At 62.8% G+C, this 14452-nt stretch carries 15 protein-coding genes and 2 pseudogenes; 6 read left to right on the top strand and 11 right to left on the bottom strand.

Translation table 11 applies throughout. The features are described 5' to 3' along the window. The first annotated feature begins 39 nt into the window (after positions 1-39). Positions 40-852, top strand: coding sequence for an SDR family NAD(P)-dependent oxidoreductase (locus AC1ME3_RS16305; protein ID WP_480954008.1), 813 nt, complete (start codon positions 40-42; stop codon positions 850-852). Between the two features lie 73 nt (positions 853-925). Here AC1ME3_RS16305 and AC1ME3_RS16300 read toward each other — a convergent pair whose 3' ends face one another. Next, a complete protein-coding gene (locus AC1ME3_RS16300; RefSeq protein ID WP_480954007.1) occupies positions 926-3016 on the bottom strand; it encodes an epoxide hydrolase family protein in 2091 nt (696 codons plus the stop codon). 316 nt (positions 3017-3332) lie between these two features. On the opposite strand from AC1ME3_RS16300, the gene AC1ME3_RS16295 reads away from it, so the two are divergent. After that, positions 3333-4103, top strand: a complete 771-nt coding sequence (locus tag AC1ME3_RS16295; protein WP_480954006.1) for an alpha/beta fold hydrolase — start codon at positions 3333-3335, stop codon at positions 4101-4103. A 179-nt stretch (positions 4104-4282) separates the two neighbouring features. Here AC1ME3_RS16295 and AC1ME3_RS16290 read toward each other — a convergent pair. Beyond that, a pseudogene (locus AC1ME3_RS16290) lies at positions 4283-5514 on the bottom strand (IS3 family transposase). Positions 5515-5681: 167 nt separating this feature from the next. Here AC1ME3_RS16290 and AC1ME3_RS16285 point away from each other — a divergent pair. Then, positions 5682-6488 (top strand): hypothetical protein, encoded by an 807-nt coding sequence (locus AC1ME3_RS16285; RefSeq protein WP_480954005.1) that lies wholly within the window; start codon positions 5682-5684, stop codon positions 6486-6488. Positions 6489-6787: 299 nt separating this feature from the next. Next, positions 6788-7000: a hypothetical protein gene (locus tag AC1ME3_RS16280; protein WP_480954004.1), complete on the top strand. Its 213-nt coding sequence runs from the start codon at positions 6788-6790 to the stop codon at positions 6998-7000. A gap of 58 nt (positions 7001-7058) precedes the next feature. Here the strand turns inward: AC1ME3_RS16280 and AC1ME3_RS16275 are convergent, their stop codons facing one another. The 4 genes from AC1ME3_RS16275 to AC1ME3_RS16260 all read right to left on the bottom strand — a co-directional run bounded on the left by AC1ME3_RS16275 (position 7059) and on the right by AC1ME3_RS16260 (position 9524). Further along, positions 7059-7892 (bottom strand): SDR family NAD(P)-dependent oxidoreductase, encoded by an 834-nt coding sequence (locus tag AC1ME3_RS16275; protein WP_480954003.1) that lies wholly within the window; start codon positions 7890-7892, stop codon positions 7059-7061. Beyond that, entirely contained in the window at positions 7889-8875 is a 987-nt protein-coding gene (locus AC1ME3_RS16270) for an aldo/keto reductase (protein WP_480954002.1), read from the bottom strand. The genes AC1ME3_RS16275 and AC1ME3_RS16270 overlap by 4 nt, the downstream gene beginning before the upstream one ends. 70 nt (positions 8876-8945) lie before the next feature. Further along, positions 8946-9236 (bottom strand): DUF1488 family protein, encoded by a 291-nt coding sequence (locus AC1ME3_RS16265; RefSeq protein WP_480954001.1) that lies wholly within the window; start codon positions 9234-9236, stop codon positions 8946-8948. A gap of 3 nt (positions 9237-9239) precedes the next feature. Beyond that, entirely contained in the window at positions 9240-9524 is a 285-nt protein-coding gene (locus AC1ME3_RS16260) for a hypothetical protein (protein ID WP_480954000.1), read from the bottom strand. Between the two features lie 348 nt (positions 9525-9872). Between AC1ME3_RS16260 and yghU the strand changes: the two genes are divergently transcribed. Both yghU and AC1ME3_RS16250 read left to right on the top strand, forming a co-directional pair. Continuing rightward, positions 9873-10766 (top strand): glutathione-dependent disulfide-bond oxidoreductase, encoded by an 894-nt coding sequence (yghU, locus tag AC1ME3_RS16255; RefSeq protein WP_480953999.1) that lies wholly within the window; start codon positions 9873-9875, stop codon positions 10764-10766. A 140-nt stretch (positions 10767-10906) separates the two neighbouring features. Beyond that, complete coding sequence (locus tag AC1ME3_RS16250; protein ID WP_480953998.1) at positions 10907-11074, top strand: hypothetical protein; 168 nt, start codon at positions 10907-10909, stop codon at positions 11072-11074. Here the strand turns inward: AC1ME3_RS16250 and AC1ME3_RS16245 are convergent. From AC1ME3_RS16245 to AC1ME3_RS16225, 5 genes and pseudogenes are all read right to left on the bottom strand, one after another. Continuing rightward, a complete protein-coding gene (locus tag AC1ME3_RS16245) occupies positions 11071-11445 on the bottom strand; it encodes a hypothetical protein (RefSeq protein WP_480953997.1) in 375 nt (124 codons plus the stop codon). The two genes, AC1ME3_RS16250 and AC1ME3_RS16245, sit on opposite strands and share 4 nt — an antisense overlap. A gap of 57 nt (positions 11446-11502) precedes the next feature. Next, positions 11503-11684: pseudogene (locus AC1ME3_RS16240) on the bottom strand (hypothetical protein); the annotation flags it as partial. An 82-nt stretch (positions 11685-11766) separates the two neighbouring features. Next, positions 11767-12933, bottom strand: a complete 1167-nt coding sequence (locus tag AC1ME3_RS16235; protein WP_480953996.1) for an acyl-CoA dehydrogenase family protein — start codon at positions 12931-12933, stop codon at positions 11767-11769. Further along, the gene (locus AC1ME3_RS16230) at positions 12930-13691 is read right to left on the bottom strand and encodes an SDR family NAD(P)-dependent oxidoreductase (protein WP_480953995.1); all 762 of its coding nucleotides are present in this window, start codon (positions 13689-13691) and stop codon (positions 12930-12932) included. Before AC1ME3_RS16230 ends, AC1ME3_RS16235 begins: the two co-directional genes overlap by 4 nt. Beyond that, positions 13688-14155, bottom strand: coding sequence for an SDR family oxidoreductase (locus tag AC1ME3_RS16225; RefSeq protein ID WP_480953994.1), 468 nt, complete (start codon positions 14153-14155; stop codon positions 13688-13690). The genes AC1ME3_RS16230 and AC1ME3_RS16225 overlap by 4 nt, the downstream gene beginning before the upstream one ends. Between the last annotated feature and the right edge of the window lie 297 nt (positions 14156-14452).

Genomic DNA, 14452 nt, shown 5'->3' with positions numbered 1-14452 from the left:
TCGTTGGTCGCGTCCGAATGACGGCCCCAAAGGATCATCATGCAGGCGGCGATGCCGTACGGGATGGCGTTGACCAGTCCGGTCTGGAAGTTCGTCAGTCCGAACGACTTCAACAGCTGCGGCTGCCACACCCCCAGGACGCTTCCGGCCGACGACGCGCCCGAGCACGTCACCGGTGCCTCGCAAGGTTTGGGTGAGGGGATTGCAGACGCGTATCACGCGCGCGGCTGGCGTGTCGTTGCCGTGTCGCGATCGATCGCACCTTCGCAGGCTGACGATTGGATCAACGTTGCGGGCGACGTCGTCAATCCCGAAACCGCGAGGCGCGCCGTGATGGCCGCGCGCGACCGGTTCGGGCGTGTCGATACGCTCGTCAACAATGCCGGCGTCTTCATCGGTGAGCGTTTCACCGACTATACGGCGGAGCAGTATCGCCAGATCACGCAGACGAACCTCGATGGCTTCTTCCACATGACGCAGGCGGCGCTGCCGCTAATGGTCGAGCAAGGCAGTGGCCATATCCTGCAGATCGTCACGACGTTGGCGGAGCACGCCAATGTCGAATTCCCGTCGGTGCTCGCGTCCCTGACGAAGGGCGGGCTCGCCGCGGCGACGCGCAGCCTGGCGATCGAATACGCCGACCGCGGCGTCCGCGCTAACGCGGTGTCACCCGGCATCACCGAAACGCCGATGCATCCCCCCGAGACACGCGCCGGCCTCGGAGCGTTTCACCCGCTCGGCCGGATGGGCACGGTCGCGGACGTGGTCGGCGCGGTGCTGTACCTTGAGGATGCCAATTTCGTGACCGGCGAGATACTCCACGTCGACGGTGGGCAGGTCGCCGGTCACTGACGGATAAGGCAGGTACGCGCCATTATATCTCTGAGTGGGTCAGCGGGCGGCGAGCTCCCTGACCCCTTTGGCACTATCGCAAGACGTGTTCGGCGCATCGGCGGACGAACGCGGCGCTTGCCTGCGGATGCGCGACCGGGAGCATATGGCCTCCGTCGGTCATGTCCAGCGTCGCGCCTGGAATTGCCGCTACTGCCCGGTCGCCATCGATCAAGGGGGCGATCACCTGGTCGTCACGACCGTATAGCAGCGTCACCGGTATCGTCAGTTCAGGATAGCGGCTGACAATTGCGGCAAGGTCGACATCGGCGCTGGCCAGTTCGACCAGCGCAGCATTTACCGAAACCGGGCGATCGCCAAGCGCGCCGCCGCCGCGCGTGGCGAAATCGGCCGGGACCGGATCGGGCGCGAAGATCTTGCCCCAGCGCAAGCCATACGCCGCACGGCTGATCGGCGTGCCCAGCAGGTTGGCAAAGAGCGCCCGCCCGCCGGGGTTGCCCTCGATCGCGTTCGCTACCGAGGCGGGCATCGATCTAGGCGGTTGCGTCATCGGCGCCAGCAGCGCGAGTCCCGCAACCGAACCGGGATGGTGCGTCGCCACGCCGAGCGCGACCGCACCGCCTAGCGAATGACCGACGAGCAGCGGCGGACGATCGAGCGCGAGCTTGTCGATGAGGCTTGCGATGATCGCCGACTGGCCCAGGATACCGCGCTGTTCGCCGGTCGGCACCGAATAGCCCGAGCCGGGCCGGTCGACCAGGATGACACGGTACCCGTCGTCCAGCGCATCGGCGACGCCGTAGGAGAAGTTGCGCAGTTGCGCGCCCAGCCCGTGGATCAGGACGATCGGCGGTCCCGCACCGCGATCGACATAGTGGATCCGTGCACCCGCAACGGTGACGAAACGGCCGTCCGCGGGCACGTCCTGCTCGATCCGCTTGGTCGCCACGCGAGTGTAGACCGCGGCCGCTGCCAGCGTCGCAGCGACGATCCCAGCCGAGCGAAGTGCAATCGAGCGCCTCAGGGCGTCATCGGAAACCGATCTGGACGCAAAAAAGCGACGCATGTCGGCGAGCAGCAACTCGGGTTGCTCCAGCGCGGCGAAGTGGCCGCCCGCGGGCATCTCGGTCCACTGGACGATGTCGTAGGTCTTTTGCGCCTGCGAGCGCGGCGGCGGCGGGAAGACCGGGTCTGGAAACACTGCGACACCGGTGGGTACGGTGATCCGCGCTCCCGCAGGAAAAGTGCCCGAATCCTCCAGGACACGGCCGCGGTACATCCAGGTCGACGTCACGAACGACCCCTCGACCAGATACAGCATGATGTTGGTGAGGAGCAGGTCCTCGTCGAACGCCTGCCACAGATCGGGGCGGCCGAGCGCGTCGCGCGGCACGTCGGCCCATCCGCCGAACTTCTCGAGGATCCACGCAACAACGCCGACCGGGCTATCCGACATCGCCACGCCGAGCGTCTGTGGGCGCGTGCCCTGCTCCTGCGAATAGCCGGTTTCTTCCTTGGCGAGCTCGGCGCGCTTCGCGGCCCAGGCGACCTCGTCGGGCTTTTTCGGCACCGCATCCTTGGCCTGGAGCAGCACCATGTTCAGATGGAGTCCGGCGATCGCATCGGGATGCGCGTGCGCCATCCAGCCACCGATCGCAGAACCCCAGTCGCCACCCTGCACGAGATAGCGTTGCGTGCCGAACAGCTCGACCATCAGGCCGTGCATGAGTTCTGCGGTCTGCTTCGGTCCGATCGGAGACACGGGGCGGCCCGAAAACGCGTAGCCGGGGAGCGAGGGAACAACGACGTCGTGACCATCGGCGACGAGCGGCGCGATCAGCGCCTCGAATTCGAGGAACGACCCCGGCCAGCCGTGTAGCAGGAGCAGCGGGGGACTTGAGCCATCGCCGCGCGCATGAATGAAATGGAGGCTCTGCCCCTGAACGTCTGCCGTAAACTGCGGCAGCATATTGAGCCGCCGCTCCTGCGCGCGCCAGTCGTAGTCCGCCAGCCAATAGTCGACGAGCCGCTTGAGATCGGCGAGGCCGACGCCTGACTGCCAGCCCCCCGCGTCCGGCATGATGCTCCAGTCGAACGCCTCGACCTTGGCGCGAATGGCGGCGAGCCGGTCGTCGGGTACCGCTATGATGAAGGGTTCTGCCATGTGTCGATCCTGCCGAAGGGGGTAAATCCTGCTTCCCCGATTGAAAGCCTAACGTCGAACGCGCGAAAGCCGCCGAAAGTCGCCGAAAGGCGCTTCGAAGCGGGATGAACGGACGGCTGCTTTTGGGAAGCGGGTACGGCGGTTTGGACGTCTGGAATTGGGTCGATCTACAACAGGACGCTCACATGCCCGACGCACGGTTGGTCTTACGTAACGGCGGTCATGCACCTAGGCGTCTCCGATCGCCTGGGATGCCGCCCCCGGTACCGAATTCCCAACTAAGTTCACAAAGTCCTCATTTAAGGATCAGCATTCCATGAATCGCAGATTGTTCGGGCGGACAGTGCTTGCCAGCATGGGCGCCGCAGCATTCGCGCCTCGGGTGTTTGCCCAGGCCCGCTCCAATGTACCCAGAGCTAAGAATATTGTGCTAGTCCATGGCTTGTTCGCGGATGGGTCAAGCTGGTCAGAGGTGATCGCCTTTTTGCAGGCTAGATGCCTCAATGTCACCTCCGTTCAGAACCCGCTCACCACGCTGGATGAAGCGGTCGCCTCGACGCGGCGGGTGCTCGACCAGCAAGACGGCCCCACCGTTCTTGCGGGGCACTCCTTTTCAGGCATGATCGTAACGGAAGCCGGCCTTCATCCAAAAGTGTCGGCACTTGCTTATGTCGCCGCCCGCGCGCCAGATGCGGGCGAGGATTATGCCGCCCTAGCCAAGCGTTTTCCAACGTCACCTGCGTCGGCCGGGATAGTTTTTGACGGAGACGAAGGGCGATTGTCTGAGCAGGCGTTCCTCCACGATTTCGCCGGTGACGTGCCTGCTGCCAAGGCGCGGGTGCTCTACGCCGTGCAGCAACCTTTCCATAGAGCTCTGCTGACGGGGCGCACGACGATCGCTGCATGGCGGTCCAAACCGAGTTTTTACGCCATTTCAACCGAGGACCGGACGATCGATCCCAACCTGCAGCATTTCATGGCCACGCGTATGAAAGCCAAAATGATCGAACTGCGATCAAGTCACGTTTCGCTGATCTCACACCCGCGAGAAGTTGCGGGGTTGATCTTGGAAGCCAGCGGTCGATAGAACTAGCTTGTTTGTAAATTGATCGCAAAGTCTGTCTGGGGGGCGCAGACAATACGCTGCTGATCGATCTCGCGCGGTCTGTGACCGGTTAGCCAGAGGTTACAACGTCAACGTCGGCTCTACGGATGTCGCGCGTTCGCCTAGACGAACCTGATGTTAGAGTAGGCGCATTGTCTGGATCAAAGCTCCGATCGGTCTGTTGTTACCCCCCTCAAGGCTGACAGAGCCTCGCAGGTTTGCGCGATGAACTCGCGGGGTAATCGATAGCGCAAAGCGCGGTGCGGATGCAGGTCGTTATAATGGGCGACCCAGCCAGGCAGTTGGTCGATGACACTCTGCGCATCTGGCCTGGGGTTCACACGGACATAATCGCGCTTGAGGGTGCGAACGAACGCCTCCGCCATGCCGTCTGATTGAGGACTGCTGACTAAGGTCTGGCGCGGGATCAGCCCGATGCCCCGGGCAAACGCCCGTGTGTTGCCAGCGGTGTAGCAGCTGCCGTTATCGGTCAGCCACTCGATCGGCTCGGGCACGCGGTTCACCTGTCCGTAGCGATGCTCGACCGTGGCAACCATCACGTCCTGGACGTCCTCGGCGGTGATGCCGCCCGTCGTTGCCACATGTCCCATCGCCTCGCGGTCGCAGCAGGCGAGCGCGAAGGCGACACGCACCTTCTCGCCATTGTGGCCAAGTGATCTCCAACCCGTCGGAACACCAGCGGGTGTTGCGGAGGTCGACGGCGACCTGGCCGTCGTGACGCCGTTCCTCGCGGCGTTCGCCGCCTCGCTGTAGCAGCAGCCCGTGCACCTTCATGACGCGGTAGACGCGTTTCGATTGGGCGCGTCGCGCCCGGTCTTCTCGGCTTCCCGGCGCAGCAGAGCATGAACGCGGCGATAGCCATAGAGCCTGCCCCGGCGAAGGCCGGGGTTGGTAGATCGGCGACGAGCGCGCGGATGTCGTGGACCAGCTCAGCATCCGGCAGTGGTGGTCGTCCGCGTGGTCGGGACGCTGGGCGATGGCGCATGGCGGACAGGTGTGGGCGAGTGATGCCGATCGCCTCTGCGACCGCGCTCACCGTCCATCCCGCGGCAACGAGGTCGAGCGCAACAGCAGTTTTTTTTGGGCCTGCGGCCGGGGACACGGTCTCGCGGAGCAGCTCGTTCTCCATGGCCTTCTTGCCGAGCAGCCGGTGTAGTTCGCGCACCTGCGCCTCGAGCGCACGGTACTCGGACGCCGGCACCACTTTCTCGCCCGCTGTCGCGGCGGTCAGCGCACCCTGCGCCTCCAGGCGCCGCCAGGTGAAGATCTGATTGCCACCGATGCCGTGCCGGCGGGCGACGAGCGACACGCTCATCCCCGGTAGATACGTCTCCTCGACAAGGCAGCCGCCCCGTTTATGGGTTACGGGCAGGTTGGCGAACGACCTTTTGCGTGCAACATCCTTCGTCGCAAATTGCCTACCGATGTAACCAAAAGCTAGAGTGGCCCGCACGTCTCGCGTGATATCGTGCCAATATGACATGGTCCAGCAAATCTACGGAAGGCGACACCCGTCGGACTTCGCCTCCCCGCGTCGGGATGAACCTGACGGCACCGATCTGGCAACCGACGGAAACGACCGCCGACCCTGCCTTTCAGTCACGACAAGTCCGTAGCAAGGTCGTTCTCAGCTTTGCTATGAAGGGAGGCGGCGACATGTTCGTTCGCTGGCTTCACAACAAATTGATGGAGCGTTGCGCGCTCTCCAAGAAGTCCGTTTACGCAGACCACATACTCGCGCCGTATCTCGCCCTGGAGGATGTACCGTTCGCGGAACGAGAGGTCGTTGGGCCGCTTCAACGCGCTATCGAGGCAGATTTATATCCCGGACTACCCTCCGGAATTTACGGCCAGACAATCAAATCCCTACCAGTACGGAAACCCAAGAAATCCGAAGTGCCTGACTTGCGCGCTGCGATGATGCGACCGGATGGCAGTTTTCCCCCTTCTGGGATCAGACGGGAAGATTGGGAGGTGTTGTTTCAGTCTGCCGTCCGTTCGTCCCAAGTGGCGGTGCTTGTTCTGAATGATCAATATACGAATAGCGACTACTGCCAAGCTGAAGTGCGCATGATTCGAGATGAGAACGAGTTGCGTGTTCAAGAAGACAGATCTCCGCTGAGGGTCGTCGCGTTGCGCGTGAACAAAGGCGTGAGCAACGATGCGACAAATATGAACGTGATCGATCAGATGATCCGCAGTGCAATGGATAATCCGACGGTTTTATCCGTCACGCCGGAGATGCCCTCAGCGGATACGCCAAATGCCCGACAGATCAATTGGACCATATCGGATGGCGATCTAGACCGAATTGTTCAAGCGATAGGTAATCTTTCGGCTACATGAACTAATATGAATTTTCAGATTATGTTAATGCAATAGCATAGCCGTTGTCGATAAAGTCAGAGCTAGTTCTGACTTTATGAAGTTTGGCAGTTTTTACGTCATGCCTTTCTCACTTTTGACTAACGGCTCGGATGTTTCGTCTGAACCGTTATTAGAATCTTTAAATATAACAGCCAACCTTAAACCCTCCTCCAACATGAATAACGGCAATGCGGGACGATCCGCGTCGCGATCAAGTAGAGCATGAACCTGCCGATCGATACGGTCGGCGGGGTCGGTCTCTCAAAGGTGTCCCGTTCGTGCGAGGCACCCCTTCGCTACCGCAGCAGTTACGTGCGGCAGCGAAGGCGGCGGGGATCGCGGGGCACATAGGCTTCACCTTGAACGCCGCGCGACAGGGGCAGGGGCAAGGGCAGGGGTGCGCCTTGTACCCGCAAGGCTCGACCTCGATCTCCACGGCGATCGATCCTGCCCCACAGAAGCGCGTCGCGACGCTGATGATAGGCGAATAGTATGCCGAGACAGCCGTGCGTTAGATCGGCGACGGCGTGATCACGAACTCCAGGGCGATCAGTTTTGCATGAAACGAGCGAAGGCGTCGTGCCATTCGGGGTGCCAGCGTGATAATGCCGGCCGGTTTTCGATCAGGTCTTCCGCTGCCCACGCCATGCGCTTTGCATCCTGTTTGGACGTAGTCTCGTTATCCGGACATAGGATGTAGAAGTCGCCTTCGGCCACCCGGTTCATCATTAGCGCGACGACCTGTTCAGGAGTCCACGCGCCGGGCGGTTTCTCGGTCAGTCCGCCAGCCGTCATCCCGGTCCAGGTGAAGCCAGGCACCAGCAGATGGGCGCTGACACGACTTCCTGTTCGTTCCCGCAAGCTATGGGCTAAGCCTTCGCTCAGCGCCTTCACCCCCGCCTTGCTGACGTTGTACGCGGTGTTGCCAGGCGGTTGCGTGATGCCCTGTTTGGAGCCGGTATTGATGACGAGGGCAGGGGCTTCGCCTTCGACCATAGCCGGGACGAAGGCCTGAACGCCGTGGATCACGCCCATCAGGTTGACGCCGAGCACCTCGTCCCACTTCGCGGGGTCGGCAAAGACGTCACCGCCCCCGCCGATGCCGGCGTTGTTCATCAGTACCGATACAGGACCGTGACGGACGACCACCTCCTTCGCCAGCGCGGCCATCGCGGCGCGATCCGCAACGTCGGCGGACAGCGCAATTGCGCCGTCCATCGACGCCGCGGCCTGCTCAAGCGCTTCACCGGGACGGTCGACCAGAACCACCCGCATGCCCGCGTCGGCAAAGGCGCGAGCAGCGGCCAGTCCAATGCCGCCAGCCGCGCCCGTGACGACTGCTAGCTTGCCCGGCGCGATAGCCGCAAAAGACGGGACGCTCACGCGTCGATGCTCGCCATCGAGGCGTCTGGATAGCGTGTCCCCTGCGCCGCGCCGGGCGGAAGAATGTCATCGATACGGGCGAGATCGGCATCGCTCAGCTCCACGTCGAGCGCACCCAGATTGTCCTCGAGATACTTGCGGCGCTTGGTACCCGGGATCGGCACGATATCCTCGCCTTGGCGCAGTACCCAGGCGAGCGCCAGTTGGGCCGTTGTGCAGCCCATGTCTGCCGCCATCGTGCCAATCGCGGTTACGAGGTCGAGGTTCTTCTGAAATGCCTCGCCTTGGAAGCGGGGATGGTTGCGGCGCGTGTCGCCTGCGTCGAGATCGTCGGGTTGCTTGAACTGGCCCGTGAGAAAACCGCGGCCAAGCGGGCTGTACGGCACGAAGCCGATTCCCAGTTCGCGTACCGTCGGAAGGATCTGGTCCTCGACGTCACGGCTCCATAGCGAATATTCGGTCTGCAACGCGGTAATCGGATGCACGGCATGCGCTCGGCGGATCGTCGCGGGGGCGGCCTCGGACAGGCCCAGATACTTGACCTTACCCGCGCGGACGAGATCTGCCATCGCGCCGACGGTTTCCTCGATCGGCACGTCGGGGTCGACGCGGTGCTGGTAGTAGAGATCGATAAAATCGAGCCCGGTCCGCTTCAAGCTCGCGTCGCAAGCCGACCGTACATAGTCGGGGCGACCGTTGATGCCCTTGAAGCTGCCATCCGACCCGCGGACGTTGCCGAACTTGGTCGCGACCACGATCCACTCCCGTCGCTCGCGTACGACGCGGCCGACTAGTTCTTCGTTGGCACCCACGCCGTACATGTCGGCGGTGTCGAGGAACGTCACGCCGAGGTCGAGAGCACGGTTGATCGTGGCAACCGACTCCGTTTCGTCGCGACCACCGTAGAAGTCGGACATGCCCATACAGCCTAGGCCCAGCGCGGAGACTTCGAGGCCTTGCTGGCCCAGTTTGCGAGTTTCCATCAGATAAGTCCTTGTTGGCTGCCAATATGATTGGCGCTTGTGACGTTACCCGCTGCGGGATCGCGAAGGTTCATGCCCAAACGTCGGCGGCCGTGAGCAGGACAGGGGGCTCCCCGCCCAGCCGGCTGACGAACTCTCGTCTCGCGATGCGGTGTATGTCGGGCTCGAAGTCTTCATACGTCTCGATCGCGGTATCGCTGTCGATACCGTCGAGGTCCGGGTCGATGAACTCTGCCAGCGCCTCGCTCGTAATCAGGAACTCGACCATGCCGAGGTCCGTGTGGCCGAGAAACAGGACGCCGTTCCGCTCGGCCAGCCATTCATACTCGCCCTGTTCGAAGCGAACGCTTGCAGACGCCATGCCTCAGCCCTCGTCATTCGCGCTGGGCAGCCGCTCGGCCAACGCGGCGATACCGCCACCGACCAGCGTCGCGTGGGCCTCACCATCGATTTGCAAGGAACGCTCCGGGGTCAGCACGGCAGCATCGCGGTGCTCGTGGTCCAGCATCATCCACGCACGGACCGCGTTCTCCAAGCTCGTTACCTCGGCGAGGTCTTCGTCCCCACGCGGCACGTTCTCCAGAGCCGCACTCATCCGCCAGTCTATGTCCGGCGTCATTGCATCGTCGCCCCAAGTTGCTTCTGTCATGCTCAACCTCAAAAATGGCCGGACGTGCCGGCTCCTGACGGGTAAAGCGCTCGCCCTCGAAGGCTGGTTCCGTTTGATTGCTCGTGGTGGCAGGACGGAGGTGAGCGAAGGCCTAAATAGGGAGGCGGGGGGAGGGCGCGGGAATGACCCTGTGTGGACGCCCCGCTAGATACAAAGGACGGCCCGAACGGACGCGACCGGGTCGTCATGTCAGCCCCGATAAGGCGGAATACAAACTGTCACGAAGGCGCGATTATCCCACCCGGCCTTACCAGACCTATTCGGCGCTTGCGTCAGATGCTGGAAAGTCTCAATTCGTCGGCAAGCAATATCTTAGCGGAGCCCCAAATGACCGAGACCGCCGAATACACGCCGCCTAAGGTCTGGACTTGGAACAAGGAGAGCGGGGGCCGGTTCGCGAGCATCAACCGCCCGATCGCTGGCGCCACGCACGACAAGGAACTGCCGGTCGGTCAGCACCCCCTCCAGCTGTATTCGCTGGCGACGCCCAACGGGGTGAAGGTGACGGTGATGCTCGAAGAGCTGCTAGCTGCTGGGTACACCGGTGCCGAATACGATGCCTGGCTGATTAAGATCATGGACGGCGACCAGTTTGGCAGCGGCTTCGTCGAAGCCAATCCAAACTCCAAAATCCCGGCGCTGGTCGATCACAGCGGCGCAAGTCCGATCCGGGTGTTCGAGTCCGGCTCGATCCTGGTCTATCTCGCCGAGAAGTTCGGCGCATTCCTACCGACCGATGCTGCCAAGCGCGCCGAGGTGCTGTCGTGGCTGTTTTGGCAGATGGGGGCGGGGCCAATACTCGGCGGCGGCTTCGGGCATTTCTACGCCTATGCGCCGGTAAAGATTGAATATGCGATCGACCGCTTCGCGATGGAGGTGAAGCGGCAACTCGATGTTCTCGACCGGCGCTTGGGTCAAAGCGAGTATCTCGGCGGCGACGAGTATTCGATCGCCGACATGGCTGTGTGGCCCTGGTACGGTGCCCTAGTACAGGGCTTGGTATATGATGCCGCCGAGTTCCTTCAGGTCCAGGACTACAAGAACGTCCAGCGCTGGATAGACATGATCGCCGCACGCCCTGCGGTGGCGCGTGGGCGTATGGTCAATCGCGTGATGGGCGATCCTTCCAGTCAGCTCCCCGAACGCCACGACGCCGGCGACTTCGACACGCGGACGCAAGACAAGCTCGACGCTGCAGCGTCCGACGCCGCAACGGGGTGACGCTTTACCAGAGGCATTGAGCGTTCGTTTCACGGTCAGCGAGTGGGGGGGGCGTTGGATCGGGTCGATACCTGCCCTGGCACTGGGTTCGATAGTTTCGATCGCTCTACTTAGCCATCTCCCATCGCCTGGATAATGCGATGCGCGGTACCGACGTCGCGCTCGACCACGGCAGCGGTGAAACGTTCAATGATGGTACGCAGACGACCGGTCGGTGCGGTTGCAGCGGTAAGAAGCGGACCATCGACCAGTCGGCTTCCCCATTCCACGCCGAGCCGCTGCGTTTCGTCATTCGCGCCGACGACTAACGAAGGGAAGGGTAAACCATCTTCGGAGACATGAAGCCACGATGATGGAGCCCCGCCTCTTCGGGCGCTACCAACAAGGCGCCTAAGACGTTTGCCGTGTATGATTTTGGCGACAATCTCGCCCACCATGCAGCCGCCGAGCACGCGTTTCCCTGCGCCAAGAGCATGACTGCACGACCGGAAACCGAAACCGCCTCATCGATACGCGCTGCCAATGCGGTTCGCTCCGCGGTGGTGCGGCCTCGAACCGCAATCTCTTGGGTTTCACCAAACCACGGAAATTCGCGGAACCGGTCGAATATGGATACGGCATTTGCAGGGACGAGCGCGACGAGCTTCAGCGGTTGGCGATCCAAAACAGCAACAGGCATAATTCGATCTCCCGTTCTCAAGCGCGTATGCTGCCTATTTTAGGCCACCTGCGCAATGCCGTCGCAGCGGATGACCATCGCTGTGATGCTTTCGTCGGCCACGCCTTTCTTGATCGCGGCTTCGAGTCCCGCCGGACCGCGGCGCCGAGCGCGGTGACCGGCGGGTTGTTCGAGATGATGACGAGCACGTCGTCATGGCGTTCGGTGCGGATCGGGCCGGTGTTCGTCGACGGGGTCATACAGTTTCCGTAATTCCCTTCGTCCGATGCGCTGTCGGCAGGACAAAAAGAGGGCGTCCAACGCGCGCGAACGACAGGCCTGTCATGGTTGAACCGGACCTTGGGCATCGCGCCAGTCACGCTTGATCTTCTTGGCGAGGCTCCACTTGTGAACCTCGGTGGGACCGTCGTAGATCCGAAAGGCGCGTACCTCGCGAAACACTTGGGCGACGATCGTGTCGTCGGTCACGCCGGTGCCGCCCATGACCTGCACGCAGCGATCGGCGATCCGCATCAACGCCTCGCTGACCGCTACCTTTGCCATCGAGCTTTCCACGGTACCAAGCGCGCCCGTATCGAGCACGTCGGCGCACCAATCGATCATCAGTTCGGCCTGTTTCAGATCGATCATATTCTCGGCCAGCATGAAGCCGACCCCTTCGTGATCGACCAGCGGCTTGCCGAACGCGTGGCGGCGGCAGGCATAGTCGGTCGCGATCTCGTTCGCACGATCGCAGGCACCCAGCCACCGCATGCAATGGGTAAGCCGCGCGGGCGCCAGCCGAACTTGCGCAAGCTTGAAGCCATCGCCCGGATTGCCAAGCATCTGGTCGGCCGGAATGCGCAGGTTGGTGATAGCGACGACCGAATGACCGCCCGGCATGGAACTGTCGATCGTATCGAGCACGCGTTCGATCGTGATCGCAGGATCGGGCAGGTCGACCAGGAACATCGTCGCACCTTCGTCGGCTTTCGCCATCACGATGCCGACCTTGGCACCGTCGGCGCCTGTGATGAACGCCTTGCGACCATTGACGACCCAGTGGTTTCCGTCGCGAGCGGCGGTCGTGAGCATCATCGACGGATCCGAGCCAGCGCCACCATCGGCCGCTGGCTCCGTCATGAAGAAGGCGGATCGCGCCGCGCCGTCCACCAGCGGCGAGAGGAAACGCGCCTTCTGCTCGATGCTGGCGACCTTGCCGAGCAGATACATGTTGCCCTCGTCGGGTGCCATGACGTTGACCGCCAATGGCCCGAGTGGCGACAACCCGGCAGCGCGCAGCACCTTGGCCGTATCTCTGTGCGACAGGTGGCTACCGTCGGAAAGGATATGCGGGGTCAGGACACCGGCCGCGCGCGCCAGATCGCGCAACTCCTGGACGAGTTCGTCCGAAGGACCGTGCGCGCTACGCCGGGGATCGTGTTCGTACGGCACCACCTGGTCGCGAACGAAGCCTGCCACGGCTGCAGCAATGGTGGCGCCGCTCATCGGGGTGCCATCCGGATCGCACCATCAAGGCGGATCACGTCGCCGTTGAGCATGGGATTGGTCAGGATCGCTTCGACCAGCGCGGCATATTCGTCTGGTTTCCCGAGCCTGCTAGGGTGTGGCACCTGCGTTCCCAGCGAATCCTGCGCCGCTTGTGGCAGGCCCATGAGCATCGGCGTCAGGAAGATCCCGGGGGCGATCGTCATCACCCGGATGCGATGCTGCGAAAGGTCGCGAGCGATGGGGAGCGTCATGCCGACGACGCCGCCTTTCGAGGCGGCATAGGCTGCCTGGCCTACCTGCCCGTCATAGGCGGCCACTGAGGCGGTGTTGACGATCACGCCGCGTTCCTCTCCGATCGGCTCGGCCGCGACCAGTCTCGCCGAGAAGCGGGCAATCATCGCGAAGGTGCCTATCAGGTTGATCTCGACGGCGCGGCGGAAGGCATCGAGCGGATGCGGAACGTTTTCCTTGCCGACGGTCTTGATCGCGGGCGCTACGCCGGCACAATTGATCAATATTCGGGCGACGCCGTGGGCCTGTTCCGCCTCCGCGAGTGCAGCTTCGATGGCGGCATCGTCCGTGACGTCGACGATCGCGGCGCGCCCGCCGATCGCAGTGGCGTGAGCCTCTGCGGCCTCACGATCCCGATCTACGATCGTCACCCTGGCCCCTCTGGCCGCGAGCATCGCAGCGGTGGCCCCGCCCAGTTTGGATGCGCCACCCGTGACGATGGCGGCTATGTCGTTGATCTTCAAGACTGTCTCCTATTATGCGGTGGTCCACCATCGACGACCAGTTCGGCGCCCGTCATGTAGCGCGATCCGTCTCCAGCCAAGAAAACAATGGCATCGGCTATCCCGTCCGGCGAGGCCTTGTGCCCGATCTGCGTGTCCGCCAGCAGCGCTAGCTGTCCTTCCTCCGACGCGTGCGCTCCCGCTGTCAGGGGCGTGGCGACGTGTCCGGGGTGGATGGAGTTGGCGCGTACCCCGTTGCCCAAGGCCGCGCATTCGAGTGCAGTAGCCTTGGTGAACATGCGAAAGCCGCCCTTTGCTGCGAACCATCTGGCAGCAGCGGTCAATTGCCAAGAATAGTTCTCGAGGACCACTTTCCGCCCAGGAATTTTACAACTACTGTTCGCCCACCAGCGCTGCGACGGCCAGACCAGCGCTGGCACGTCCGATGCGGTGCGCAAAACCGCGCCGCTGACACTGCTGTCCATACCGCAGGCATTCCCAAGGTCGATGCCACCGGGGATATCATCGCTACCGGTTCCGACGTGCGAAGCTTCGCCGCGGCGACCGTGATCAAGCGGCAGGCAGAGTGCGGCGTAAACGCGATAGATGCGACCGACATCGGCGAGTTTCCGGCGCAGAACGTGGCGGAAGTACCCCAGCTCATTCTACGCGCACAATCACGCGCTCCCGCGGCGAGGGGCTGTACGTCAGCGTCCGTGGTATCGGGCCGCAGTTCCGGAGCACGTTGCTCGACGGACGCCCGGTCGCGATCAACGATCTGC

Source organism: Sphingomonas sp. BL2 (assembly GCF_056680015.1).
The sequence above is the reverse complement of the archived record's forward strand: the minus strand, read 5'-3'. Positions and strand labels throughout refer to the sequence as shown.

What these genes read in the sequence shown, in the direction of transcription:
- AC1ME3_RS16295 (WP_480954006.1), top strand. Translation starts at nt 3,333, where the DNA reads ATGAATCGCAGATTGTTCGGGCGGACAGTGCTTGCCAGCATGGGCGCC.
- AC1ME3_RS16265 (WP_480954001.1), bottom strand. Translation starts at nt 9,236, where the DNA reads ATGGCGTCTGCAAGCGTTCGCTTCGAACAGGGCGAGTATGAATGGCTG.
- AC1ME3_RS16285 (WP_480954005.1), top strand. Translation starts at nt 5,682, where the DNA reads ATGAACCTGACGGCACCGATCTGGCAACCGACGGAAACGACCGCCGAC.
- AC1ME3_RS16270 (WP_480954002.1), bottom strand. Translation starts at nt 8,875, where the DNA reads ATGGAAACTCGCAAACTGGGCCAGCAAGGCCTCGAAGTCTCCGCGCTG.
- AC1ME3_RS16300 (WP_480954007.1), bottom strand. Translation starts at nt 3,016, where the DNA reads ATGGCAGAACCCTTCATCATAGCGGTACCCGACGACCGGCTCGCCGCC.
- AC1ME3_RS16250 (WP_480953998.1), top strand. Translation starts at nt 10,907, where the DNA reads ATGCGCGGTACCGACGTCGCGCTCGACCACGGCAGCGGTGAAACGTTC.
- AC1ME3_RS16260 (WP_480954000.1), bottom strand. Translation starts at nt 9,524, where the DNA reads ATGACAGAAGCAACTTGGGGCGACGATGCAATGACGCCGGACATAGAC.
- AC1ME3_RS16245 (WP_480953997.1), bottom strand. Translation starts at nt 11,445, where the DNA reads ATGCCTGTTGCTGTTTTGGATCGCCAACCGCTGAAGCTCGTCGCGCTC.
- AC1ME3_RS16305 (WP_480954008.1), top strand. Translation starts at nt 40, where the DNA reads ATGCAGGCGGCGATGCCGTACGGGATGGCGTTGACCAGTCCGGTCTGG.
- AC1ME3_RS16225 (WP_480953994.1), bottom strand. Translation starts at nt 14,155, where the DNA reads ATGGACAGCAGTGTCAGCGGCGCGGTTTTGCGCACCGCATCGGACGTG.
- yghU (WP_480953999.1), top strand. Translation starts at nt 9,873, where the DNA reads ATGACCGAGACCGCCGAATACACGCCGCCTAAGGTCTGGACTTGGAAC.
- AC1ME3_RS16235 (WP_480953996.1), bottom strand. Translation starts at nt 12,933, where the DNA reads ATGAGCGGCGCCACCATTGCTGCAGCCGTGGCAGGCTTCGTTCGCGAC.